26 protein-coding genes are annotated in these 22,222 nt (G+C 71.7%); 12 read left to right on the forward strand and 14 right to left on the reverse strand.

Going from position 1 to position 22,222, the window contains the following annotated elements; translation table 11 throughout:
* The first annotated feature begins 172 nt into the window (after positions 1-172).
* Positions 173-1,750, forward strand: coding sequence for a glutamine-hydrolyzing GMP synthase (guaA, locus tag CFI00_RS04865; protein WP_207084143.1), 1,578 nt, complete (start codon positions 173-175; stop codon positions 1,748-1,750).
* Here the strand turns inward: guaA and CFI00_RS04870 are convergent.
* Together CFI00_RS04870 and CFI00_RS04875 are read right to left on the reverse strand one after the other, a co-directional pair.
* On the reverse strand, positions 1,713-2,264 hold the full coding sequence (locus CFI00_RS04870) for a GNAT family N-acetyltransferase (RefSeq protein ID WP_207084144.1): 552 nt from the start codon (positions 2,262-2,264) through the stop codon (positions 1,713-1,715). The genes guaA and CFI00_RS04870 overlap by 38 nt on opposite strands.
* Before the next feature lie 85 nt (positions 2,265-2,349).
* Positions 2,350-3,783: an HNH endonuclease signature motif containing protein gene (locus CFI00_RS04875; RefSeq protein ID WP_207084145.1), complete on the reverse strand. Its 1,434-nt coding sequence runs from the start codon at positions 3,781-3,783 to the stop codon at positions 2,350-2,352.
* A 226-nt stretch (positions 3,784-4,009) separates the two neighbouring features.
* Between CFI00_RS04875 and CFI00_RS04880 the strand changes: the two genes are divergently transcribed.
* The 5 genes from CFI00_RS04880 (at position 4,010) to map (ending at position 8,099) form a co-directional block, all read left to right on the forward strand.
* The gene (locus CFI00_RS04880; RefSeq protein ID WP_207084146.1) at positions 4,010-4,405 is read left to right on the forward strand and encodes a hypothetical protein; all 396 of its coding nucleotides are present in this window, start codon (positions 4,010-4,012) and stop codon (positions 4,403-4,405) included.
* A 158-nt stretch (positions 4,406-4,563) separates the two neighbouring features.
* Complete coding sequence (locus tag CFI00_RS04885) at positions 4,564-6,276, forward strand: sodium:solute symporter family protein (RefSeq protein WP_207084147.1); 1,713 nt, start codon at positions 4,564-4,566, stop codon at positions 6,274-6,276.
* 11 nt (positions 6,277-6,287) lie between these two features.
* Complete coding sequence (locus CFI00_RS04890) at positions 6,288-6,602, forward strand: calcium uniporter family protein (RefSeq protein ID WP_242532683.1); 315 nt, start codon at positions 6,288-6,290, stop codon at positions 6,600-6,602.
* 31 nt (positions 6,603-6,633) lie between these two features.
* Positions 6,634-7,326 (forward strand): hypothetical protein, encoded by a 693-nt coding sequence (locus tag CFI00_RS04895; protein WP_207084148.1) that lies wholly within the window; start codon positions 6,634-6,636, stop codon positions 7,324-7,326.
* Positions 7,323-8,099 (forward strand): type I methionyl aminopeptidase, encoded by a 777-nt coding sequence (gene map / locus CFI00_RS04900; protein ID WP_207084149.1) that lies wholly within the window; start codon positions 7,323-7,325, stop codon positions 8,097-8,099. The genes CFI00_RS04895 and map overlap by 4 nt, the downstream gene beginning before the upstream one ends.
* Positions 8,100-8,155: 56 nt before the next feature.
* Here map and CFI00_RS04905 read toward each other — a convergent pair whose 3' ends face one another.
* From CFI00_RS04905 to CFI00_RS04925, 5 genes are all read right to left on the reverse strand, one after another.
* On the reverse strand, positions 8,156-8,956 hold the full coding sequence (locus CFI00_RS04905) for a trypsin-like serine protease (protein ID WP_207084150.1): 801 nt from the start codon (positions 8,954-8,956) through the stop codon (positions 8,156-8,158).
* An 84-nt stretch (positions 8,957-9,040) separates the two neighbouring features.
* On the reverse strand, positions 9,041-10,108 hold the full coding sequence (locus CFI00_RS04910) for a hypothetical protein (protein WP_207084151.1): 1,068 nt from the start codon (positions 10,106-10,108) through the stop codon (positions 9,041-9,043).
* A gap of 41 nt (positions 10,109-10,149) precedes the next feature.
* Positions 10,150-10,974 carry a glycerophosphodiester phosphodiesterase family protein gene (locus CFI00_RS04915; RefSeq protein WP_207084152.1) on the reverse strand — a complete coding sequence of 275 codons (825 nt, stop codon included), beginning with the start codon at positions 10,972-10,974 and terminating at the stop codon, positions 10,150-10,152.
* A complete protein-coding gene (locus tag CFI00_RS04920; protein WP_207084153.1) occupies positions 10,971-12,827 on the reverse strand; it encodes an AMP-dependent synthetase/ligase in 1,857 nt (618 codons plus the stop codon). The genes CFI00_RS04915 and CFI00_RS04920 overlap by 4 nt, the downstream gene beginning before the upstream one ends.
* A 54-nt stretch (positions 12,828-12,881) precedes the next feature.
* On the reverse strand, positions 12,882-13,418 hold the full coding sequence (locus CFI00_RS04925; RefSeq protein WP_207084154.1) for a metallophosphoesterase: 537 nt from the start codon (positions 13,416-13,418) through the stop codon (positions 12,882-12,884).
* Between the two features lie 47 nt (positions 13,419-13,465).
* On the opposite strand from CFI00_RS04925, the gene CFI00_RS04930 reads away from it, so the two are divergent.
* A complete protein-coding gene (locus CFI00_RS04930; protein ID WP_207084155.1) occupies positions 13,466-13,747 on the forward strand; it encodes a hypothetical protein in 282 nt (93 codons plus the stop codon).
* Positions 13,748-13,825: 78 nt separating this feature from the next.
* Positions 13,826-14,071, forward strand: coding sequence for a hypothetical protein (locus tag CFI00_RS04935; RefSeq protein ID WP_207084156.1), 246 nt, complete (start codon positions 13,826-13,828; stop codon positions 14,069-14,071).
* 6 nt (positions 14,072-14,077) lie between these two features.
* On the opposite strand, the gene CFI00_RS04940 is transcribed toward CFI00_RS04935, so the two are convergent.
* A complete protein-coding gene (locus CFI00_RS04940; RefSeq protein ID WP_207084157.1) occupies positions 14,078-14,263 on the reverse strand; it encodes a PspC domain-containing protein in 186 nt (61 codons plus the stop codon).
* A 45-nt stretch (positions 14,264-14,308) separates the two neighbouring features.
* Here CFI00_RS04940 and CFI00_RS04945 point away from each other — a divergent pair, with 45 nt between their 5' ends.
* Complete coding sequence (locus tag CFI00_RS04945; protein ID WP_207084158.1) at positions 14,309-14,899, forward strand: GNAT family N-acetyltransferase; 591 nt, start codon at positions 14,309-14,311, stop codon at positions 14,897-14,899.
* Positions 14,900-14,906: 7 nt separating this feature from the next.
* Here the strand turns inward: CFI00_RS04945 and CFI00_RS04950 are convergent, their stop codons facing one another.
* Positions 14,907-15,473, reverse strand: a complete 567-nt coding sequence (locus CFI00_RS04950; protein WP_207084159.1) for a GrpB family protein — start codon at positions 15,471-15,473, stop codon at positions 14,907-14,909.
* A 76-nt stretch (positions 15,474-15,549) separates the two neighbouring features.
* Between CFI00_RS04950 and CFI00_RS04955 the strand changes: the two genes are divergently transcribed.
* The 3 genes from CFI00_RS04955 to CFI00_RS04965 are packed head-to-tail and all read left to right on the forward strand — an operon-like array spanning position 15,550 to position 18,476.
* Positions 15,550-16,242, forward strand: a complete 693-nt coding sequence (locus tag CFI00_RS04955; protein ID WP_207084160.1) for a GAF and ANTAR domain-containing protein — start codon at positions 15,550-15,552, stop codon at positions 16,240-16,242.
* 54 nt (positions 16,243-16,296) lie between these two features.
* Positions 16,297-17,535, forward strand: a complete 1,239-nt coding sequence (locus CFI00_RS04960) for an NAD(P)/FAD-dependent oxidoreductase (RefSeq protein ID WP_207084161.1) — start codon at positions 16,297-16,299, stop codon at positions 17,533-17,535.
* A complete protein-coding gene (locus CFI00_RS04965) occupies positions 17,532-18,476 on the forward strand; it encodes an NAD(P)-binding protein (RefSeq protein ID WP_207084162.1) in 945 nt (314 codons plus the stop codon). Before CFI00_RS04960 ends, CFI00_RS04965 begins: the two co-directional genes overlap by 4 nt.
* Here the strand turns inward: CFI00_RS04965 and CFI00_RS04970 are convergent.
* The 5 genes from CFI00_RS04970 to CFI00_RS04990 form a co-directional block, all read right to left on the reverse strand.
* A complete protein-coding gene (locus CFI00_RS04970; RefSeq protein WP_207084163.1) occupies positions 18,473-19,267 on the reverse strand; it encodes a DinB family protein in 795 nt (264 codons plus the stop codon). The genes CFI00_RS04965 and CFI00_RS04970 overlap by 4 nt on opposite strands.
* A gap of 46 nt (positions 19,268-19,313) precedes the next feature.
* Positions 19,314-19,529, reverse strand: a complete 216-nt coding sequence (locus tag CFI00_RS04975) for an amphi-Trp domain-containing protein (protein ID WP_207084164.1) — start codon at positions 19,527-19,529, stop codon at positions 19,314-19,316.
* Between the two features lie 36 nt (positions 19,530-19,565).
* Complete coding sequence (locus tag CFI00_RS04980; RefSeq protein ID WP_207084165.1) at positions 19,566-20,264, reverse strand: NAD(P)H-dependent oxidoreductase; 699 nt, start codon at positions 20,262-20,264, stop codon at positions 19,566-19,568.
* Positions 20,265-20,362: 98 nt separating this feature from the next.
* Positions 20,363-21,511, reverse strand: coding sequence for an acyl-CoA dehydrogenase family protein (locus CFI00_RS04985; RefSeq protein WP_207084166.1), 1,149 nt, complete (start codon positions 21,509-21,511; stop codon positions 20,363-20,365).
* Positions 21,504-22,211, reverse strand: coding sequence for a hypothetical protein (locus tag CFI00_RS04990; protein WP_207084167.1), 708 nt, complete (start codon positions 22,209-22,211; stop codon positions 21,504-21,506). Before CFI00_RS04990 ends, CFI00_RS04985 begins: the two co-directional genes overlap by 8 nt.
* Between the last annotated feature and the right edge of the window lie 11 nt (positions 22,212-22,222).

The following is a 22,222-nucleotide window of genomic DNA, read 5'->3' on the forward strand; positions in this document are numbered from 1 at the left end:
GTTGCTCGGGTAAGGGGCCCGGCAGTCATGCTCCCTCCCAAGGGTCGGGCCTCCGGTCTCGGCGCTGTCCGCAGCAGCTGGGAGCAAGCTCCAGGGCCCGGTCACCCTCCCTCCCCGATCGGGCCCTGGGGCGAGGGCCGGACCGGGGGCGGGTGATCGATAGACTCGCCGCGTGACGCAGCCTGCAGAGCACGACCTGGTCCTCGTCGTCGACTTCGGGGCGCAGTACGCCCAGCTCATCGCGCGGCGCGTGCGCGAGGCGCGGGTCTACTCCGAGATCGTGCCGCACACGATGCCGGTGGCCGACATGCTGGCGCGCAACCCCAAGGCGATCATCCTGTCCGGCGGCCCGTCCAGCGTGTACGCCGACGGCGCCCCCGGCATCGACACCGGAGTCTTCACGGCCGGGGTGCCGGTGTTCGGCATGTGCTACGGCTTCCAGCTGATGGCCAAGGGTCTCGGCGGCGAGGTCGCCCACACCGGCGCGCGGGAGTACGGGCGTACGCCGGTCGTGGTCTCCGAGCCGGGCACGCTGCTCGAGGGCATCCCCGCCGAGCACAAGGTGTGGATGTCGCACGGCGACTCCGTCGCCCAGGCGCCCGAGGGCTTCACGGTGCTGGCCTCGACGGCCGACACCCCGGTCGCGGCCTTCGAGGACGTCGGGCGAGGCCTGGCGGGCGTGCAGTGGCACCCCGAGGTGCTGCACTCCGAGCACGGGCAGAAGGTCCTCGAGCACTTCCTGCACCACATCGCCGGTGCGCGCCAGACCTGGACGATGCTCAACATCGCCGAGGAGCAGATCGAGCGGGTGCGCGAGCAGATCGGCGACACCGGGCTGGCCATCTGCGGCCTCTCCGGCGGTGTCGACTCCGCAGTGGCCGCGGCGATCGTGCAGCGCGCGATCGGCGACCGGCTCCACTGCGTCTTCGTCGACCACGGGCTGCTCCGCGAGGGCGAGGCCGAGCAGGTCGAGCGCGACTTCGTCGCCGCGACCGGGGTCAACCTCCACGTCTACGACGCCCGCGAGACCTTCCTCGCCGCGCTGTCCGGGGTCACCGATCCCGAGGAGAAGCGCAAGGTCATCGGTCGGGAGTTCATCCGCGCCTTCGAGGCCGCCGAGGTCCAGGTGCTCGGTGAGGCGGCCGAGCACGGCGAGAAGGTCGGCTTCCTCGTGCAGGGCACGCTCTACCCCGACGTCGTCGAGTCCGGCGGCGGCGCCGGCACGTCGAACATCAAGTCCCACCACAACGTCGGCGGCCTGCCCGAGGACCTCGAGTTCGCGCTCGTCGAGCCGCTGCGCACCCTCTTCAAGGACGAGGTCCGCCTCGTCGGCGAGCAGCTCGGCCTGCCCGCCGACATCGTGTGGCGCCAGCCCTTCCCGGGCCCGGGCCTCGGCATCCGCATCATCGGCGAGGTGACCGCCGACCGCCTCGACATCCTGCGCCGCGCCGACGCGATCGCGCGCCAGGAGCTCACCCGCGCCGGCCTCGACCGCGACATCTGGCAGATGCCCGTGGTGCTGCTCGCCGACGTCCGCTCCGTCGGCGTCCAGGGCGACGGTCGCACCTACGGTCACCCCGTCGTGATCCGCCCGGTCACCTCCGAGGACGCGATGACGGCCGACTGGGCGCGGCTGCCCTACGAGGTGATGGAGCGCATCTCCACGCGCATCACCAACGAGGTGGCCGAGGTCAACCGGGTCACGCTCGACATCACGTCGAAGCCGCCGGGCACGATCGAGTGGGAGTGAGGCGGTCCCGCCAGGCGCGGGCCCTCACCTCGTAGGTCAGGACTCCCGGGAACGGCTCGCCGGTGCACGACAGGCCGGCCGCGGCGAGAGTCCGCCTCGAGCCGAGGTTCGCCGTCGATGTTCCCGCCCAGACGCGTCCGACCTCGCGATCCACGAACGCGTGGCGGAGCAGGGCGTGCGCGCCTTCCGTGGCGAGGCCTTTGCGCCAGTGCGCAGGCATGAGCCGGAAGCCGAGCTCGCCTGTCCCGGGCGCGCTGGCGGTGTGTCCGAGTCCCCACCAGCCGACGGGTTCCTCGTCGACGGTGCCGATCCAGTACCCGAGGCCGGCGTCGACCACTGAGCGCTCACCGAGTCGTCGGTGCCACTCGCGCTCTGTCTGCGACCGCCCGGTCGCTCCGCCCGAGATGTGCGCCATCACGGCCGGGTCACTGTTGAGAGCAGTGAAGAAGTCGAGATCACCCTTGCTTGCGGGCGACAGCACCAGCCGAGGGGCTCGCAGCACCGGCAGGGACATCTGACGAGACTCTCATGGACGGGGCCTGTTGCGACGACGTGCCTGTGGCCCCGCCATCACGTGGGTGGCGGGGTGTGGGGCGGGGTCATCTTCGAGGCGACGGGATCCGCGCTGGTCTCGGGTCGGGTGGCTCGAGTGCGGTGGTGCCGGTGCGGTCTCGTCGGTAGCGGTGGCCGTGAGGACTCGTCCACTCGAACACCCCGGGCGCGACCATGTCGTAGCGCCAGGCGGTGTGGGTCTTGACCCGGTGGTGGAACCGGCACAACGCACCGAGGTTGTCGGTCTTCGTGGGTCCGGGCTGTGGCCGACCATCTGCCTCGGCGCCGTGGTCGTACTCGATGACGTGGTCGACGTCGCAACCCCGGGCGGGGCGCCCGCACCACGGGAAGACGCACACGCGGTCGCGGAGAACCACGCGCTCACGGATCCGGTCCGGGATCTCGTAGCTCGGCGCGGACTTCTCCTGGTTGAGGTCGATGACCGGCTTCACCGTGATCTTCGTGCGGGAGTCGCCGCACCAGGACCTGAGCTGCTCGAGCAGGAGCAGCCGTTGGCCCTCCTCGAGCCGCCCCGTCGGCCCGAACACCGTGGTGTCGCCGGCCAGGCTGGCGTCGAAGTGGGCGTGGAGGACGACCTCGCGGGCGGCGGGGAGGTCTGGTCTCGATACACCGGCTCGTTCCTCACCGGCTACTCGACCACCAGCAGAGTCGTAGAGGTCGAGCGCCGTCTGCGTCCGCGCCAGGTCACCAAGCGCCTTGGCGCGCCTCGCGTCGAGGGACTCCTGCGAGCCGAGGGCCTTCTGCGTGGCGGCGCCGTGGGCGAGGGCCTGGTGGAGGTCGAGCCCGTCGGCGAGGTCGATCTCGGCCTCGAGCCGCACGGTGCCGGCGAAGTGGACGTCCTCGTCGTGGATCGTGACGTGGCGCGGGTCGACGTGGAGGTAGCCGTCCTCCGGGTCCGCGGCCGGGTCCACGCCTGCGAGGTCGAACCTCTTGATGGTCGCCGCGACGAGCCGGTCCAGCTGGGCGGGCCCGATCCGACCTGCGACGGCGGCGACCTGGGCGTCGACGAACCGTGCCGCTTCGACCGTCAGCTCCGGCGTCGAGTGGATGGTGACCTCCGCAACGGCACGCGCCCGCCAGGCAGGAACCGATCCGGCGTGGACCTGCGCCCACAGGCGCGGAAGTCGGTGGCGCAGCTCGAGCGCGTGGCCGATGAGCTTCTTCGCCGAGACGCTGGTGATGCCCAGGACGGTGCCGAGCTCGGCGACGCAGAACTCCGCCACCAGGGGCGTGCCCGGTCCGGCGATGGGCTCCTCGTGCTCACACCCCGCCACGGTGAACGATGCGGCGGAGTGGATGGACTCCGGCGGGTGAAGGTCGGCCCAGCGGGCGGCGAGGTCGAGCTGGCGGGCGGCTTCGGTGTTCTCGATCGAGCGAGACGCCCTCATCGAGGCGAGCAGGGCTGCGGGGCCGAGGGCGTCTGCCCCGGCCTCTGCTCCTGCTTCCAGTCCCTCGATCATGCGTTCGACTCTAGGGGAAGGGTCCGACAACGGCCTGGGCCTCGATACGCCTCGCTCGTTCCTCGCTCGGCTACTCGACCACCGAGGAAGGGTGGTTTCGAGGCTCGCTGCGCTCGCACCTCAGCCACCGAAGGGTCAGCGCGGGAGCAGCCCTCGCTAGGGTCGAGACCATGCGCCGCGCATCGCACCACCTCGGCATCGGGGTCGCCGATCGCGCCGGGTCGTCGTGAGGCGGGGGACGCAGGTGTGGGCGGCCGTCGTCGCGTTCGCCGGCTGGTTCGTGGTCCTGTGCGGGCTCCGGCTGGCGCCGGTGTCCGTGGACCAGGAGGTGGACCTCGAGGGCGGCGGGAGCTTCGCAGCGGCCTTCTCGGTCTACTGGCCGGCGCTGGGCATCACCGTGCTCGTCGCGGCCGTGGCGATCTACGCCGCCGTCACCCGTGCGTGGACCACGGCCGCACTGGTCGTCAGCGCCATGACCGCGGTGTGGTCGGCGTGGGCGCTCTCGCAGGGCTACGTCATGGACCACCGGCCCACCCTCGACAACTACGTCTGGACAGGTCTGGCGCTCGCCGCGACGGCGACGGTCCTCGCCACGTCGGCCCGGGGCGGACCGCGGGTCTAGGTTGCGCAGCGAGCAGCACGTCGCGCTCTACGTCGAGAGCTCCGAGGGGTTCGAGGTCCAGGTCGTCGCGGGGGACTGACCTCCCCAAGGGTGGTCGCGGCAGGCGCCGGACCGGGGCTAGGTTGGCCCGTGGCCCAAAAGAACCTCGGGAGGCACGCGTGAGCTCGGACACCCTGATCGACGCCAACTGGCTCGACTACTCGCTGGTCGCGATCTACTTCGGATTCGTCCTCGGCATCGGCGTGATGGCCCGCCGCTCGGTGTCCGACTCGATCGACTTCTTCCTCTCGGGTCGCTCGCTGCCCGCGTGGGTGACCGGCCTGGCCTTCATCTCCGCGAACCTCGGCGCCGTCGAGATCATGGGCATGTCCGCGAACGGCGCCCAGCTCGGCCTGCCGACCTTCCACTACTTCTGGGTCGGTGCCGTCCCGGCGATGCTCTTCCTCGGCGTCGTGATGATGCCGTTCTACTACGGCTCCAAGGTGCGCTCGGTGCCGGAGTTCATGTTCCGGCGCTTCGGCACCGGCGCCCACCTCGTCAACGCCATCAGCTTCGCGGTCGCCCAGCTGCTGATCGCGGGCGTCAACCTCGCTCTCCTCGCCGGCATCGTGCGCGCCCTGCTGGGCTGGCCGATCTGGGTCTCGCTGATCGTCGCCGGGGCGGTGGTGCTGTCCTACATCACGCTGGGCGGACTGAGCGCGGCGATCTACAACGAGGTGCTGCAGTTCTTCGTCATCGTCGCCTCCCTGCTTCCCCTGACGCTCATCGGCCTGAACCGCGTCGGCGGCTGGGACGGGCTGACCGACAAGATCAGCGCTGCGTCGGCGGGGGCGTCGTCGGCGTCCGACGCGCCACCGGCCGCGCAACAGCTGAACGCCTGGCCGGGCCAGGCGCTCTCCGGCTTCGACTCCCCGATCCTGTCGGTGGTCGGGATCGTCTTCGGCCTGGGCTTCGTGCTGTCCTTCGGCTACTGGACGACCAACTTCGTCGAGGTCCAGCGGGCGATGGCCTCCGACTCCATCTCCGCCGCCAGGAAGACGCCGATCATCGGCGCCTTCCCCAAGATGTTCGTGCCCTTCATCGTGATCGTGCCCGGCATGGTCTCCGCGGTCCTGGTCGCGGAGATGATCGAGCTCAAGGACGGCGGCACTCCCACGGGTGGTGCGTCCGGCGACGTGACCTACAACGACGCCCTGCTCCTGCTGATGCGCGACGTCCTGCCCAACGGCCTCCTCGGCCTCGCGATCGCCGGCCTCCTCGCGGCCTTCATGGCCGGCATGGCGGCCAACATCTCCGCCTTCAACACCGTCTTCTCCTACGACCTGTGGCAGCGCTACATCCGCAAGGACCACAGCGACGACTACTACCTGCGGATCGGTCGCCTGGCCACGGTGGGAGCGACGGTCATCGCGATCTTCACCGCCCAGATCGCACTCGGCTACGACAACGTCATGAACTACCTCCAGACGCTGTTCGGGTTCTTCAACGCCCCTCTGTTCGCGACGTTCATCCTCGGCATGTTCTGGAAGCGGATGACCCCGACGGCCGGCTGGGTGGGCCTGGTGGCAGGCACGCTCTCGGCGATCGCGGTCGACCGCACCGCGGCGGCGGGTGTCTTCGAGCTGTCCGGGCAGGGGGTGGCGTTCCTCGCGGCGTCGGTCGCGTTCGTCGTCGACATCGTGCTGAGCGTCGTGGTGTCGCTGGTGACCAAGCCCAAACCTGCCGAGGAGCTCCGGGGCCTGGTCTACTCCGAGACGCCCCGCGAGGACCGCACCGACCCCCATGAGGCGTCGTACCCGTGGTACCGGCGCACGGCACCGCTCGCCGGCATCGCGCTCGCGATGGTCATCGTCCTCAACTTCGCCTTCTGAGAGGGGCCAGCATGTCCACGACGACGTCCGAGACCGACGGCGGGCCCAAGAAGGCCGGCCTCTTCGACATCCGCAACATCATCGGCGCCCTGCTGGCGCTGTACGGCGTGATCCTCTCGCTGGCCGGGCTCCTCGGCGAGCACGAGCCGGAGAAGACCGGTGGGGTGAACGCCAACCTCTGGACCGGCCTGGCGCTGCTCGCGGTGGGGCTGGGCTTCTTCGCCTGGGCGAAGCTCCGGCCGATCGTCGTACCCCCCGACGTCGACGGCCCCGACGACGACCCGAGCCGCCCGGCGCCCCAGCGCAAGCGACCGCCGGCGCACTGAGGCCGACCCGGCAGGCGATAACCTCCTCGCGATGCTGCGCGCCCGACTCCTCACCCTCGTCCTGCTCGTCCTCGCCCCCCTGCTCTCGGCGTGCGCGGGCGACGAGCCGACCATCGCGCTGCTGGTCGCCGACGGCTCCGACACCGCCTCGCGCGCGGTCGACGCAGAGGCCTTCACCGAGCGCGTCGAGGCGACCTGCGACGAGTGCCAGGTCGCGGTGTACGACGCCGAGGGCGACGCGGCTGCGCAGGTGAGCCAGGCCCGCCAGGCCGAGGCCGACTCGGCCGACGTGATCGTCGTGGTGCCCGTCGACGTCGACGAGCTCGCGTCGCTGACCGCCCGCGACCTGCCCGTGGTGTCGATGGGCGAGCCGGTGCCGGCCTCGGACCGCTTCGTGGGCCTCGAGCGCGGGGAGGTGGTGCGGCAGGAGGGCTCCGACCTCCAGGCCGCGCGCAACCTGGTGCTGGGTGATGAGAAGACGATGACCTACGTCCCCACCCGCGCGATGAGCGAGCAGGCCGCGGACCTGGCGGTCGCCTACCTCGCCGACAACCCGGTCGAGGGCGGTGAGGACGTCGACGGGATCGAGTCCTGGCTCTATCCGGCCCAGGACGTCACCATCGACACCCTCACCTCGGTGCTCGTCGCGCAGGGGGTGCTCACCCTCGACGAGCTGTGCGACGGCTCGACCGAGAAGGACTGTGCGAGGCTGGGCATCCGATGATCGAGATCCTCACGCCCGCCCAGGTCGACCGCGCCCGTCGTACGGGTGCCCTCGTCGCCGACATCCTCCAGTCCCTGCGCGAGCGCAGCGCCGTGGGGACCAACCTGCTCGACCTCGACCGCTGGACCGCGGAGATGATCCGCGACGCCGGCGCGGAGTCCTGCTACGTCGACTACGCCCCGTCCTTCGGCAGCGGACCGTTCGCCCACTACGTCTGCACCTCGGTCAACGACGCGGTGCTCCACGGCCGCCCGCGCGACCTCGCGCTGCGCGACGGCGACCTGCTCACCCTCGACCTCGCCGTACGCCTCGACGGTGTCGCCGCCGACTCCGCGATCAGCTTCCTGGTGGGTGAGGCGCGCCCCGCCGAGAGCGTGGCCCTCATCGAGACCACCCGCACCGCGCTCGAGGCCGGCATCGCCGCCGCGGGCCCGGGGGCGCGCATCGGCGACCTGTCGCACGCCATCGGCTCCGTGCTGCGGGGCGCGGGCTACCCGATCAACATGCAGTTCGGCGGCCACGGCATCGGCACGACGATGCACCAGGACCCCCACGTGTCCAACGACGGCCGCCCCGGCCGGGGCTACCAGCTCCGTCCGGGACTCCTGTTGGCCCTCGAGCCGTGGATCATGGTCGACACCGACGAGCTCGTCACCGACGAGGACGGCTGGACGCTGCGCAGCGCCACCGGGTGCCGCACGGCGCACAGCGAGCACACCATCGCCATCACCGAGGACGGCGCCGAGATCCTGACGCTGCCGACTCGAGCGTAGGCCGGCCCTGCCGCGGGCCGAGGTGGAGCGACCGTGGGAGACGCCGCGCTGGGCTGTCAGGGCAGCGTGACGAAGTCGTCGAGGAAGTCCCGCGCCCAGGGCGTATCGACGCGGTACGTCTTGTCGGTCGCCTTGCACGGGACATCTCCGGTGATCGTGACGGACACCACGACGTCGCCCAGGAAGTGCGGTCCGCCGGAGTCGCCGTAGCACGTCCCGCCGTTGCCGGTCGCCAGGTTCATGCTGAGCGTCAGCCAGGCCTTGGTCAGGGAGAGCGCTTCCTGGTCGGCCTTCTCCCGACGCCACCCGGGCAGGAACGACTGGCTCGACTTCCGGTTGCTCTCGCGCACTGTGCCGTACCCGACGGCGGTGAAGGTCTCGGCCCTCAGGCTGACGGTGTCGAGCAACCCGGCTCCGGCGAGCTCGGCTGGTTCGACGCCGACGACCGCGTCGTCGAGCAGGAAGACGGCGATGTCGTAGAGGTTGCTCACGCCACCGCTGGCGTAGAGCGGATGGGTCACCGGCGTACCGTCACGCAGGTTCACGCCCGCATCCACGACGCCGTCCCGGTCGGCGTCGATCACCTCGGCGAGCGTGAACCACGTCCTGGTGATGGTCGGGGGCAGCCCGCTGAAGCAGTGGCTGGCCGACAGCACCACGTCGTCGTCGATGAGCGTGCCGGTGCACAGCTGGAACAGTGTGGTCTCACCGCTGTCCGGGTCCGTGAACTCACCGACGAACGAACCGACGGCGGGGTGCTCGCCGTCGTCCGGCTCCCCGTAGACGATGGAGTGGGCCGCCACGGGCGCGAGCACGGCCGTGGTGGTGAGCATCGCGGCCAACGTCTTTCGCAACATGTCGCACTCCGTCGGGGTCGGGGAGTCTCGACGCTACGTCTCACCCAGGATCCTGCGCATCGCCTGTCATGGGGAACCCGACGGTCAGCGCGTCTGCAGCTGGAACGGCGTCCAGGTGTCCATCGACCCGCGGCGCGGGGCGACCGCGTACTCCATGGACCCGTCCAGGCCGAGCCGCACGATCGCCCACTCCCCGTCCTGGTAGGTCACGACCAGCACGTGCTGCGCGTCCTCCCAGACCTCGTCGAAGTACGTCGCCGAGCCGCCGCCGCGGCGATAGGTGAAGGAGTGGACCACGGAGCCGTCGGCGGTCGCGAGGACGTCGAGGCTCGAGGGACCGAAGCCGTCGCCGTACGCCGGGGTGCCGAGGACGTGGCGGTTGTCCGGGGAGATGTCAGAGAGCTGGTTGTCGCAGGTGCGCCACCGGACCCTGGAGCTGCGGAGCATCGCGCTGCACGAGCCGAAGTCGGAGACCGAGGTGAGGCCTCCGAGCCAGCGACCGCGGCCCGTGTCGGTCTGGAGCAGGTGCGGAACGCGGTCGACGATGCCGTGCGAGGAGGTGTAGAAGGCTCGGTGCGGCCCGTTGACGGCGATCGAGCAGCCGAAGCCGGGGTCGCCCTCGCCCTCCTTGCAGTTCTCGCCGGCGACCGCGGCCGCGTGGGCAGTGCCGGTGACCGGCGGGCGGTTGTAGCGGAACACCCGGTCGCCCTCCTGATCGATCGTCCACACCCGGCCGGCGCGGCCGGCGAACGCGACGACCTCGCCCTTCGGGGAGACGGCGAGGCCGTAGCCGGTGCGCCACTCGCGCCGTCCGGGCGTGCCGTCCGCGGAGACCCAGCGGGTCGTGGTCCCGCTCCTGCTCAGGGTCTGGATCACGTAGCCGGAGCCCATCGGCGCCACCTCGGTGAGGCGGTTGGGGAGGGGGGTGAGGGTTCCCCCGGTCCCGTGGACGACGGTCCGGCCGTCCGTGCGCTCGCTCCAGGCGATGGCAGGCGGAGCGCCCTGCTCGAGCCCCCGGACGTCCAGGACGGTGCTCGGTGCCCGGCGGCCGCTCGTGTCGGGGGAGGGCGACGCGGCGGTTGCCGGCGCGAGCGCGGGGGTGAGGGTGAGTGCCGTGGCGACGAGCAGGACGGTCCGCGCGAGAGTCTTCACACCTGGAAGACGCCGCGGCGCGTGCGGAGGTTGCCCCGGCCTCAGCCCGGAAAGGCCGGTGGCACCTCGAGGCCCTCGCCCGCCAGCACTTCGCACAGCAGGTCCGGGCGGTTGGTGATCAGGCCGTCGACGCCGAGACCGACCAGGTGGCGCATGGTGGCTGCGTCGTCGACGACGTAGGGGATGACGGCGAGACCGGCGGCGTGCGCCGCGTCGACGAGGGCGGCGGTGGCGTAGGGCTCGTACGCCGGGTCGTCCACGCCGGAGCGGTAGGGCGAGCCGTGGATGGGAGAGATCGCGGTGAAGCCCTGCGTGGCGGCGGCCGCTACGACGTCGTCGTCGACCACCACGCCGTCGAGCCAGGGGGACGGTCCCTCGTCCGCGCGGAGGTACTTCGGGGACACCAGGACGTTGCGCTCCAGCCTCGGCTCGGCGTCGCCGACGCGGTCCAGCACGCCCCAGTCGAAGCACTGGATGCTGGTGCGGGACACGAGTCCGTCGATGCGCAGTGCGTCGACGACCTTCGCGACGAACGCCTCGCGCGTGGTGAGCCCCGAGGAGTCGAGGGCGTCGTACTTGATCTCGAGGTTGACCCGCACAGGGTCTGCGCCGCGCTCGTCGAGCAGCGCGGCGACCTGGCGCAGCAGCGGCATCGTCGGCGGCAGGTCGGCGCGGGTCAGCTCGCGGATCCTCCGCGTGTCGTCGAGGATCGGGTCGTGGGCGACGACCACGTCGTCCTCGGCGGTCAGGTGCACGTCGAGCTCGAGGGTGGAGACCCCGAGCGCGAGGGCGCGGCCGAACGCCTCGAGGGTGTTCTCGGGCCAGAGGCCGGCGCCGCCGCGGTGGGCCTGGAGGTCGAAGGTCACTCGGAGTACAGGCCGTCGACCACGTCGGCGTACTTGGTCCGCACCACCCGGCGCTTCAGCTTGAGTGTCGGGGTCAGCTCTTCGGACTCGGCCGTCCACTCGTCGGGCAGCAGCTCCCACGCCTTGACCTGCTCGGGTCGCGAGAGTCGCTCGTTGGCCTTGTCGACCGCCGCCTGCGCCATGGCGCGGATCTGCGGCTTGGTCGACAGGTCGGCGAGGTCGGTGAACTCGATGCCCATCTTCGCGGCCACGAGCGGGGCGATCTCCCCGTCGAGGGTGAGGATCGCGACGACGTAGGAGCGGTCGTCGCCGAGCGCCATCGCGTGCCCCACGATCGGCGACTCCTTGAGGTAGTTCTCGATGTTGGACGGCGCGATGTTCTTGCCCGCGGAGGTGATGATCAGCTCCTTCTTGCGGTCGATGACCGACACGAAGCCGTCCTCGTCGATCGTCCCGATGTCGCCGGTGTGGATCCATCCCTCGTCGTCGATGAGCGCCCGCGTGGCCGCCTCCTGCTTGTAGTAGCCCGGGGTGTTGACCGGCCCGCGGCACAGGATCTCTCCGTCCTCGGCGAGGCGGACCTCGATGCCGGGGTTGGGCCGCCCGACGGTGCCGAGCCGGAAGCCGTCGGGACCGTTGGCGGTGAAGGCGCCGGTCGTCTCGGTCATGCCGTAGACGTCGTAGACCTTCAGGCCGAGGCCGCCCATGAACTTCGCCACCTCCAGCGGCATGGGTGCGGCCGCGCTGGCCGCCCACGTCACCTGGTCGAGGCCGAGGAGCAGGCGGAGGAAGGCGAGGATCGCGGCGTCCGCCTCGGCGTAGGCCTGCTCCACCTCCGGCGTCATCTCGTTGCCGTGCTCGTGGGCCTGCGTCCAGGCCAGCCCCGCCGCCATCGCGTCGGTGACGAGCTTCTGGTTGGCCGGGTCCGGGTCCTCGGCGAGCTTGGCCGAGATGCCGGTCTTGATCTTCTCCCACACCCGCGGCACACCGAAGAACGCGGTCGGGTGCACCTCGCCGAGCGCGCCGAGGAGGCCGGCGGGGTCGGGGATCGCGTGCACGTGGCTGCCCAGGAACGGGGGGCCGTACGTCGCCAGCACCCGCTCGGCGATGTGCGCGAGCGGGAGATAGCTGACGGTGCGTTGCTGGCCCTGCAGGCCCGCCGCCTCGAGGGTGGAGACCGCTTCGTACATCACGTTGTGGTGGGTGAGCACGACGCCCTTGGGGTTGCCGGTCGTGCCGGAGGTGTAGAGGAAGGTGGCCGGCAGGTCGGGGGTGATCCGGTCCATGCGCTCCTCGACGCCGCTCGTGTCGTGACCGCGGGCGAGGAAGTCGGACCAGGTCATCACGCGCGGGTCGTCGACGCGGTCGGCGTCGTCGAGCATCACGACGTGGCGGATCGAGTCGACGTCGGCGAGCGCCTTCTCCCAGCGCTGGTAGCGGTCGTGGTCCTCCAGGACGACCACCACCGGTCGCGACTCTCCGGCGATGAACGACACCTGGTCCTGCGCGAGGGTGTTGTAGATCGACATCGGGACCGCGGCCGCCGTCATCGCGCCGTAGTCAGCCAGCGTGTGGGCGGTGCGGTTGTTGGCCATGATCGCCACCGGGTCGCCGACCTGCACGCCGAGGTCCATGAACGCAGCGGCGACCTGCTGGGTCTGCTCCCAGGTCTGCGCCCAGCTGATCGTCGACCAGGTCTCGCCGTCGGGCACGTCGTAGCGGTCGGAGAACGCCGGCTGGTCGGCGTACCTCTCGGACGCCTGGCGCACCGTGGCCGGCATGTGCAGGCCGAGGATGCGGGCCTCGTACTCCTCGCGCGCTGCGGCGACGTCGGCAGGGATCTCGTGCGACATGGCTCTCCTCGATGTGGCGGGGGTCACATCATGATGGGCGGCGCCAAGCGATGGCTAGAGCGGTCCGGTCCGGGGAGTCCCCGGCACCCTGGACGGGAGACGGTGGAGCGTGAGGTCGTGCAGCTCTCCGGCGTCGAGGGTCAGCGTCATGTAGGTGCAGTGCGGCTGCCGTCGGCGGTCGGTGGGTGAGCCGGGGTTGAGCAGCCGGAGACCGCTGGTCGTCGTGGTGTCCCACGGGATGTGGCTGTGGCCGAAGACCAGCACGTCGAGATGGGGGTACGCCGCTGACATGCGCGCCTCGCGCCCCGTCGCCTGGCCGGTCTCGTGCACCACGCCGAGAGCGAGCCCCTCGACCTCGACGGTGGCCACCTCCGGCAGCCGCTCGCGCAGCTCCCCGTGGTCGTTGTTGCCCCAGCACGCCACCAGCCGGCGCGAGCGCGCGTCGAGCTCGTCGAGGAGGCGTACGTCCACCCAGTCGCCCGCGTGCACCACCAGGTCGGCGTCGTCGACCGCACGCCACAGCTCCTCGGGCAGGTCCCGGGCCCGCTTGGGCAGGTGGGTGTCCGCCATCAGCAGCACGCGCGTCGCCATGGGGCCAGTCAACGCGGCGGGCCAAGGCGGTCGGTAGGTTCGGGGGCATGGCACCCGACGACTCCACCACCGACGACATCGTCGCCGAGGCCGCGCTCCAGCTGTGGTCGGCGGCGCAGACCGACTTCGACCCCTTCGAGGTCCCGTCCACCGAGTGGCCCGAGACGGCCGTCCCGGTCCGGGACGCCGACATCGCCGTCGACACCCACCTCGAGGTCGACGAGGTGCGCGCCGCCCTCGAGCGGCTCGACGGCGTGAAGGTCGTCCTGGGTCGCGAGGCCGGCACGTGCAGCGTGCTGCGGGTGATCCCGGAGGACGCCCCGCTCTGAGGCGGGGGACACGACATGGTCGCGAGCCGATCAGCGCGCGAGCGCAAGGCGGGTGTGCAGGCGGGACCGTCGGCACGCGTGAAGATCGACTTCGACGGCGAGCAGCAGTTCCTCTACCGGATCAGCTGCACGACGTGCGTGGCGCGCGGGCGCACGCCGTGGTCGACGCACCGCTCCGGTGGGGACAACGGCTTCATGGCCGCGATGGACCGCTGGACCTTCCACCTCGTCGAGAAGCATCCCGGCGAGGACGCGCCGTGCCTGGCCTTCCTGGCGGAGGCCCAGCAGCGCCTGCACGAGCGGCGCGAGCAGGCGCCGGGGTGAGTCGGCTCAGTCGCCCTTGGGCATGACGATCCACGCGATGATGTAGGCGATCTCGCCGGCGCCCACCAGGCCGAACAGCACGAAGGCGAGGCGGACGAGACCGCGGGAGAGGCCGAAGCGGTCGGCGAGACCGGCGCAGACGCCGGCGATGATCTTGCCCTGACGGGGGCGGACGAGCGTCGAGGTGGCCATGGTCCATGTCTACCCGACCAGTGCGCGCGCACCTAGGCTCGCTGCATGCCCGACTTCACCTGGCTGCCGGCCAACCGAGCCGCGGTCGAGGACGTCGAGGCCGTCTTCGCCACGGGTGGCGCGCACAAGTGCCGCTGCCAGGCGATGAAGGTGCCGGGCTGGATCTGGCGCGACACCACGCAGGAGCAGCGCGACGTCGCACTGCTGGAGCAGACCGCCTGCGGCACGAGCGGGCCGACGTCCGGGCTGGTCGGCTACGTCGACGGTGAGCCGGCCGGCTGGGTCGCCGTCGAGCCGCGGGAGAACTACCCGCGCCTCTGGAGCCGCAAGCAGGCGTGGATGCGGATGGACCCCGAGATGGAGGGCGTCTGGTCGGTCACCTGCTTCGTGGTGCGCCCGGGATGGCGCCGGTCGGGGCTGAGCTACGAGCTCGCCCACGCCACCGTGGCCTACGGCCAGCAGGTCGGCGCGCGCGTCCTCGAGGGCTATCCGATCGAGCCACCGCCCGGGAAGTCAGTGATCTGGGACGAGGCCTCGGCCGGCCTGCTGCAGGTCTTCCTCGAGGCCGGCTACGAGGTGGTGGCGTCGCCCACCCTGCGGCGGCGGGTGGTGCGCCGAAGCCTCGGCGAGGCGTGAGGGACCGTCATGGCTGCCAGCCGGTCTCGGCGGCCCACTGCTCGGCGAGTGCCATGAGCAGCGGCTGCGCGGCGGCCTTCACCTGTCCGTAGGCGTAGATGTCCAGGCGCTCCTCGGCGAGGCGCGTCTTGAGGCGACCCCAGGTGTCGCGGTGGTGGGCGCTGCTCCGCAGGAAGTCGCGGAACAGCAGGGAGTATCTCGCCGTCGGCGCTCCCGCCTCGCGGACGTGGATGTTCATCGACCTGCCGCCGACCGGGGGCGCGAAGACCCGCTTCGGGTGGGTGGAGCCGGCGAGGGCCTCGGCGCGGTTCCACTCCTCGGGCCGCTCGCGGTAGCCGGCCGCGGACAGCGGGCCCAGGTCGATGCGTGCGAGCGAGTCCACCCGCACCATCAGGTCGATGCAGTCTTTCGCCGGCAGGCCCGGGACCGCGGTGGAGCCGATGTGGTCGACGGCGAGGGCGTCGGGGAGCAGCTGTGCGAGCGCTGCCGCGATCTCACGCCCCTCCGCGGCCCAGCCGTGACGGTGCGGAACCACCTCGACGCTGCGTGAGGACTTCTCGTCTGGGAACGGCATGGCGACAGTGTCCCTGCCGCGGATCCGTGCCCGCGAAGATCTGGTCAGTGGACCGGCTGTCGGTCATGCTGCTCCCGTGCCGCCCCACGATGTCTTCCGCGACGAGCTGGCCGAGGCCGCGCGCGGGATGCAGGACGACGACAGCCCGAGGGAAGCGATGGAGCGGGCGGTGCAGATCGCCACGAAGATCATCCCCGGGTGTCGAGCGGCGGGCATCTGCGTCGTCCACCGGGGTGAGCGCATCGACACGCACGCCGCGAGCGACGACCTGGTGCGCCGGATCGACGCGCTCCAGCACGAGCTCAGCGAAGGGCCCTGCCTCGACGCGCTGCGCCAGGACCACACGGTGGTGAGCGGCGACCTCGCCACGGATGTCCGGTGGCCGAACTGGGGCCCGCAGGTCGTCCGCGAGCTGGGCCTGTCCAGCACCGTGAGCTACCGGCTCTACTCCACCGACAAGGACCTCGGTGCCCTCAGCCTCTACGGCGCCGAGGTGTCGGCCTTCACCGCCGACGACATCGCGGACGGCCTCGCGCTCGCTGCCCATGTCGCCGTCGCGCTGGCGGCCGCGCAGGAGGTCGAGCACCTGGAGAACGCGCTGCGTGGCCGGACGGTGATCGGCCAGGCCACGGGCGTGCTCATGGAGCGCTTCGACCTCGCTCCGGACCGCGCCTTCTCGGTGCTGAGCCGGCTCTCCCAGCAGAAGAACGTCAAGCTGCGGGACCTCGCCGAGCAGATCGTGACCACCCGGACCCTGCCGACGGCCTAGCCGGGGTGCCGTCGCGCGGCGTCGGAGCGTGGTGGCGTTCACTAGGGTCGACGCGTGGAGACAGACGTCGTCGTCGTGGGTGCCGGACTCGCAGGGCTGCGGTGCGCGCAGGCGCTGGCCGCGGCGGGGCGTGAGGTCGTGGTCCTGGAGTCGTCCGACCGCGTCGGCGGCCGCGTCCGCACCGATCGGGTCGACGGCTTCCTCGTCGACCGGGGCTTCCAGCTGCTCAACCCCGCCTACCCCGCCGTACGCCGGTGGGTGGACGTCGACGCCCTCGGGCTCCAGCCGTTCGGGGCCGGGGTCGCCGCGCGCACCGACGACGGGCTCAGCGTGCTCGGCCACCCGTTGCGCGAGCCCGCGCTCGTCCCGCAGACGCTGCGCGCCGTCGCCCGTCGCCCGCGGGAGGTGGCCGCGCTCGCCCGCTGGGCCGCCCCGCTGCTGCGCCCGCGGCCGGGGACGTCGCTGTCGGAGGTGCTCGAGTCACGCGCGGACGTCGACCGGCGCACGGCCCTCGACGACGCCCACGTCGACGGCCTCCTGCGCCGGGTGGTGGACCGGTTCTTCGCCGGCGTCCTGCTCGAGGACGACGGCAGCACGGCCGACCGCTTCGCTCTGCTCCTGACCTGGATGTTCGTCCGCGGCGTGCCCGCGCTGCCTCGCGAGGGCATGGCCGCGCTGCCGGCCCAGCTGGCCGCGACCCTGGGCGACCGCGTGCACCTCGGCGAGCGGGTGCGGGCCGTGACCGGGACCTCGGTGACCACCGACGACGCCACCTGGTCGGCGCGCCGGGTGGTCGTGGCCACCGGTGCTCCCGAGGCTGCGGGGCTGACCGGCGCTCCGACCCCGGCCACCAAGGGCGTCGTCACCATGTGGTGGTCCGCGCCCGAGGCGCCGACCACCGACCTGCTCCACGTCGACGCCCGCCGGGCTCCCACCGGCCCGCTCGTCAACGCCGCCGTCGTGTCCCGGGCGGCCCCGTCGTACGCCCCGCCCGGGCGTCATCTCGTCGAGGGCTCCGCACTCATCGGCCCGGGGCGCGACACCGCCGAGCAGTCGATGCGCCGCCACGCGGGTGACCTGCTCGGGATCGACCCGGCTCGTTGGGAGGTGGTGGCACGCCACGAGGTCCCGGACGCGCTCCCGGTCCAGCCGGCGCCCTACTCGGCCGAGCGGCCGGTGCGCGTCGGTGACCTCGTCGTCTGTGGCGACCACCGCGACACCGGCTCCCTCCAGGGCGCCCTCGTCAGCGGCCAGCGCGCCGCCGATGCCGTCCTGGGTGCGGGTGCACGATGACGGCCGACGTGGTGGTCGTGGGCGCCGGCCTGGCCGGCGTCGCCTGCGCGCACGAGCTGCGTGCGGCCGGGATCGGCGTACGCGTCCTCGACCGCGGACACGTGCCCGGTGGGCGGATGGCCTCGCGCCGGCTCTGGGAGCGCCGGGTGGACCTCGGGGCGTCCTACCTCACCGTCTCCGACGAGGGATTCCGCGCGGTGGTGGACGACTGGGCTGCGCGCGGCCTCGCCCACGAGTGGACCGACACCTTCACCGCGCTGGGCGCGGACGCGCCGGAGTCGAAGACGGGTCCGATGCGGTGGAGAGCCCCCGGTGGCCTGCGCTCACTCGTCGAGGACCTGGCCTCCGAACTGGAGGTGGAGCGCCGCGAGATCGCCGGGCTGGGCGACGTCGACGCCCCGGTCGTCGTGCTGGCCATGCCCGACCCGCAGGCACGCCGCCTGACCGGCGACCACCCGGTCACCGCCGTCCTCGACCGTGAGTGGGAGCCCGTCATCGCGCTGGCCGCCCGGTGGTCCGAGCGCACGTGGGACGACGTGAGTCCCGCGGGCCGCTTCGACGGTGCCTTCGTCAACGACGACCCCGACGTGGCGTGGATCGCCGACGACGGCAGGCGCCGGGGTGACGACGCGCCCGTCCTGGTGGCCCACTCCACGCCCGAGCGCGCCGCCCGGCACCTCGACGAGCCCGGGGGTGCGGGGCCCGCGATCATCGGAGCCCTACGCCGCCACCTGCACGTCGGGGAGCCGGTCGACGTCCACGTGCACCGCTGGACCTTCGCCCGCCCAGTTGGGGAGCGCGAGGACGCCTACGCCCTCGTCGACGGCCCGGACGCGCTGGTCGGCGTGTGTGGCGACGGGTGGGGACCGTCTCCCAAGGTCGAGACGGCGTGGCTCTCGGGCGTTCGACTGGGTCAGGCGCTGGCGGAGCGGCTCACCTAGCTCGCCAGCGTCGCGAGGTCGCGCTCGGCGTAGAGGCGGTGCTGCCACTCCTCGTTGACCACCACGCGCAGGCAGTGGCCGACGGTCAGGTCGGGCACGTCGGTGAGGAATGGCGTCGCGGAGGTGACCTGCCGGGTGAGGCCGGCGTCGTCCATGCGCTCGAGCAGCTCCGCCACCGTCGCCCGACGCTGGCGGCGCAGTGCCAGCACCTCGTGCAGCTCGGGCCGTGCGCGGCGCTCCCAGGGCACGCCCTCGTGGACGGGCGCTTCGTCCCAGGGCAGGTCGAGGGGGTGCCACGGGGAGGGGAAGCCGTAGATGACGCCGCTGATCCAGCAAGCGTGGGCGAAGCCGAGGTGGCGCAGGGTCTGGATGAAGGACCACTCGCCGGCGACCTGCTCGTGCAGCTGCTCAGCAGGCAGCACCCGGGCGCGGTCGAGCGTCTCGCCCCAGAGCCGGTCGAGGATCGCGAAGGCCTCGCGGAAGCCGTCGGCGGTGGTCGGGCGCATCGCGGCGCGCTCGGGATGGCGACGGTCGAGCTCGGCCTCGACCAGCGGGCCGACCTCCACGCCGTTGACCACCAGTCGGCCGATCTGCCCGTCGATCTCGAGGTCGGGGACCTCCACCGCGGTCATCCTCACCTTGTCGAGCCAGCCGGAGTGGATGCGTACGCCGCTGAGGTCGACGTCGGTGAAGGACGCCTCGGCCAGGGAGACGTCGCGGAAGGTCGCGCGCTGCAGACTGACCTTCTCGAAGCTGGAGTCTGAGAGGTCCTGCTCGGTGAAGTCAGTCATGGCCGCAGGCTAGTCCCGGAGGGGGACGTTCCGCGGCCGGATCAGCTCACCAGGTGAGCTCGATCTCGATCTCGTTCTCGGTTCCCAGCTCGACCTCGACCTTGAGCTTCACCTCGTCGGGCACGGAGACGGTCACGCGTCCGCCGTCGCGGGCGAACTCGACCGAGTTGTGCTTGGCGAGCGAGTCGGCGAGGGCACGGAGCCGGGCGGCTGCCTCCTCGCGGGTCATGGTGCGGGTCTCGTCCATCTCGAAGAGGTCCATGGCCCGACCGTATCCAGCGGGTGGGCACCGCGCTCCTCAGTCGGCGAGCACCGCGGGCTTCGCCTCGGCGGGGATCGGCGGTTCGACGACCTGGGCGGCGACGCCCCACTCGTCCTGCGCGACCCACGCCCGTACGTCGGCGATCGTCGACGCGAACGCGGTGCGCCGCAGCTCAGGGGTCACGTCCATCGGCTGGGCGTTGAAGAAGGTCTGGTCGGCGATGCCGACGAAGCCGAAGATGGTGCGCAGGTAGGACTCGAGGAAGTCGAGCGAGGCCAGCGGGCCGGAGTAGTCGGCGCCGCGGGAGGTGACGCACACCAGCTTCTTGCCGTGCACCAGGCCGCTCGGCACACCGTGCTCGTCGTACTGGAACAGGTAGCCCGGCTGCACGATGGCGTCGATGTAGTACTTCAGCGCGTAGGGGACGCCGAAGTTCCACATCGGCACCGTCAGGAGGTAGACGTCGGCGGCGAGGAACTCCTCGATGGTCCGCTCGATGCTGCGCCAGGAGCCGCGGGCCGCGTCGTCGACCGGCTGCCCGGTCATGAGGGCGTACTTGGTCTTGATGTTGACGCCCGCGACCGCCGGCAGATCGGCGCTGAAGAGGTCGAGCGTCTGGACCTCGAGGTCGTCGTGCTTGGCGTGGAGCTCCTCCAGCAGCGCACCCGAGATGCGACCGGTGTGCGAAGCGAGCCCGCGGGGGGTGGCGGCGATGTGCAGCAGGCGTTTGGTCATGGGAGGCCTCTCCTCGCGGCACTGGTGGCGCCGGAAGCGCCCATCGTCGTCCAGTCGGCGACGTCCCCGACAGTCCGGTCTGGACCGCGGTGGCGTGCCTACAGCCCGAGCATCCGCCCGATGATCTCCTTCTGGATCTCGGTCGTGCCGCCGTAGATGGTCTGGATCCGGGAGTCGGTGTAGGCCTTGGAGATGGGGTACTCGTTCATGTAGCCGTAGCCGCCGTGCAGCTGCACCCCCGCGTCGACCACGCGCTTCTGCAGCTCGGTGGTCCACCACTTCGCCATCGAGGCGAGCGAGGTGTCGACGGTGCCGGCGTTGAGCCGCAGCACGCAGTCGTTGATGAAGACTCGCGCGATGTGGGCCTCGGTCGCCATCTCGGCCAGCACGAAGCGGTTGTGCTGGAACTTCCCGATCGGCTTGCCGAAGGCCTCGCGCTCCTTGGCGTAGGCCAGGCACAGGTCCAGCACGTGCTCGATCGCCGCGACCGCGATGCAGCCGATCGAGATCCGCTCCTGGGGCAGGTTCTCCATCAGCGAGACGAACCCCGAGCCCTCGGCGCCGAGCAGGTTCTCCTTCGGCACGTGCACGTCGGTGAAGGACAGCTCGGCGGTGTCCTGGGCGTGCAGACCCATCTTGTCGAGGTTGCGACCGCGCTCGAAGCCCTCCATCCCGCGCTCGACGACGAGCAGCGAGATGCCCTGGTGCCCGGCGTCGGGGTCGGTCCGGCAGACCACGACGACGAGGTCGGACAGGATGCCGTTGGAGATGAAGGTCTTCGACCCGTTGAGTACGTAGTGGTCACCGGCGTCGACGGCCGTCGTACGGATGCCCTGCAGGTCCGACCCGGCGCCCGGCTCGGTCATCGCGATGGCGGTGACCAGGTCGCCCGAGACGCAGCCGGGCAGCCAGCGCTCCTTCTGCTCCGGCGTGCCGAGGGAGGAGATGTAGGGGACGATGATGTCGGTGTGCACGGCGAAGCCGGGGCCCGATGCGCCGGCCCGTGCGGACTCCTCGGCGAGCACCATGTTGTAGCGGAAGTCCTTGATCCCCGGTCCGCCGTAGGCCTCGTCGACGTCGAAGCACAGCAGCCCGCGCTCGCCCGCCTTGCGCCAGATCTCGCGGTCGACGACGCCGGCCGCCTCCCATGCGGCGTGGTGGGGTGCGACCTCCTTGTCGAAGAACGCGCGCGCGACGGCGCGGAAGTCCTCGTGCTCCTGCTCGAGGATGCTGGGGCGCTCAGGCATGTGATCTCCGTTGTTCGGTCGTGTGACGCGCGCGGGCGACTGCCCGCGCCGCGACGTAGGCGGGCTCGCGCAGGCCTTCGACGAAGGCGTACTGCTCGAGCCCGGCGAGGGGGTGGGTGATCGGGTCGAACCGGTCTGCGGTGTCCGCCTCGACCCACGCCACGTCGACGCGTGCGACGGGCTGCCAGCCGCCGGTCCCGAGCGCGAGGTCGAGTGCGTACGTCGCGGGAGGCAGGTCGCCCTCCGGCGCCGACGCCGGGGTCAGGCGGAAGAGCACGGCCCGGCCGGCCGCGCGGGAGGGGATGAGCGTGGTCATGGGGCCGAAGTGACCCGGACCCCGCAACGTCAACAGGTAGCGACTCCACCTCCGCCCACCGGTGCTGGCGAAGAGCAGGTCGGCGTCGTCGCCGTCGGGCCCGGCGCCCTCGAGCCGGAGCGCGAGGCCCTCGATGTCGGGCCATCCCCGCGGAAGGCCCATCGAGCGCGACCAGCGTGCCCGGCACGGCCGGGCGCCGGCCCGGGTGAACGCCTCGAGGCCGAGGTCGGGCTTGGGAGCGTCGACCACGAGGTGCCCCGTCCCGAGGTGGCCGACGGGGTGCAGGGCCTTGTCGCGCCTGAGCAGGCCGGCAACGGCGGCTGCGCCGGCGAGCAGACCGCCGGGCAGGGCGCCGGCCAGGGACTGGGGGGATCGGTTGGTCATGACGTCCCGTA

The sequence above is a fragment of the Nocardioides sp. S5 genome (assembly GCF_017310035.1).
GTDB lineage: Bacteria > Actinomycetota > Actinomycetes > Propionibacteriales > Nocardioidaceae > Nocardioides.

Coding starts and splice junctions, on each gene's coding strand:
- map (WP_207084149.1), top strand. CDS start 7,323: ATGATCGAGATCCTCACGCCCGCCCAGGTCGACCGCGCCCGTCGTACG.
- CFI00_RS04945 (WP_207084158.1), top strand. CDS start 14,309: ATGCCCGACTTCACCTGGCTGCCGGCCAACCGAGCCGCGGTCGAGGAC.
- CFI00_RS04890 (WP_242532683.1), top strand. CDS start 6,288: ATGTCCACGACGACGTCCGAGACCGACGGCGGGCCCAAGAAGGCCGGC.
- CFI00_RS04895 (WP_207084148.1), top strand. CDS start 6,634: ATGCTGCGCGCCCGACTCCTCACCCTCGTCCTGCTCGTCCTCGCCCCC.
- CFI00_RS04985 (WP_207084166.1), bottom strand. CDS start 21,511: ATGCCTGAGCGCCCCAGCATCCTCGAGCAGGAGCACGAGGACTTCCGC.
- CFI00_RS04950 (WP_207084159.1), bottom strand. CDS start 15,473: ATGCCGTTCCCAGACGAGAAGTCCTCACGCAGCGTCGAGGTGGTTCCG.
- CFI00_RS04925 (WP_207084154.1), bottom strand. CDS start 13,418: ATGGCGACGCGCGTGCTGCTGATGGCGGACACCCACCTGCCCAAGCGG.
- CFI00_RS04970 (WP_207084163.1), bottom strand. CDS start 19,267: ATGACTGACTTCACCGAGCAGGACCTCTCAGACTCCAGCTTCGAGAAG.
- CFI00_RS04975 (WP_207084164.1), bottom strand. CDS start 19,529: ATGGACCTCTTCGAGATGGACGAGACCCGCACCATGACCCGCGAGGAG.
- CFI00_RS04980 (WP_207084165.1), bottom strand. CDS start 20,264: ATGACCAAACGCCTGCTGCACATCGCCGCCACCCCCCGCGGGCTCGCT.
- CFI00_RS04875 (WP_207084145.1), bottom strand. CDS start 3,783: ATGATCGAGGGACTGGAAGCAGGAGCAGAGGCCGGGGCAGACGCCCTC.
- CFI00_RS04940 (WP_207084157.1), bottom strand. CDS start 14,263: ATGGCCACCTCGACGCTCGTCCGCCCCCGTCAGGGCAAGATCATCGCC.
- CFI00_RS04990 (WP_207084167.1), bottom strand. CDS start 22,211: ATGACCAACCGATCCCCCCAGTCCCTGGCCGGCGCCCTGCCCGGCGGT.
- CFI00_RS04870 (WP_207084144.1), bottom strand. CDS start 2,264: ATGTCCCTGCCGGTGCTGCGAGCCCCTCGGCTGGTGCTGTCGCCCGCA.
- CFI00_RS04905 (WP_207084150.1), bottom strand. CDS start 8,956: ATGTTGCGAAAGACGTTGGCCGCGATGCTCACCACCACGGCCGTGCTC.
- CFI00_RS04965 (WP_207084162.1), top strand. CDS start 17,532: ATGACGGCCGACGTGGTGGTCGTGGGCGCCGGCCTGGCCGGCGTCGCC.
- CFI00_RS04920 (WP_207084153.1), bottom strand. CDS start 12,827: ATGTCGCACGAGATCCCTGCCGACGTCGCCGCAGCGCGCGAGGAGTAC.
- CFI00_RS04930 (WP_207084155.1), top strand. CDS start 13,466: ATGGCACCCGACGACTCCACCACCGACGACATCGTCGCCGAGGCCGCG.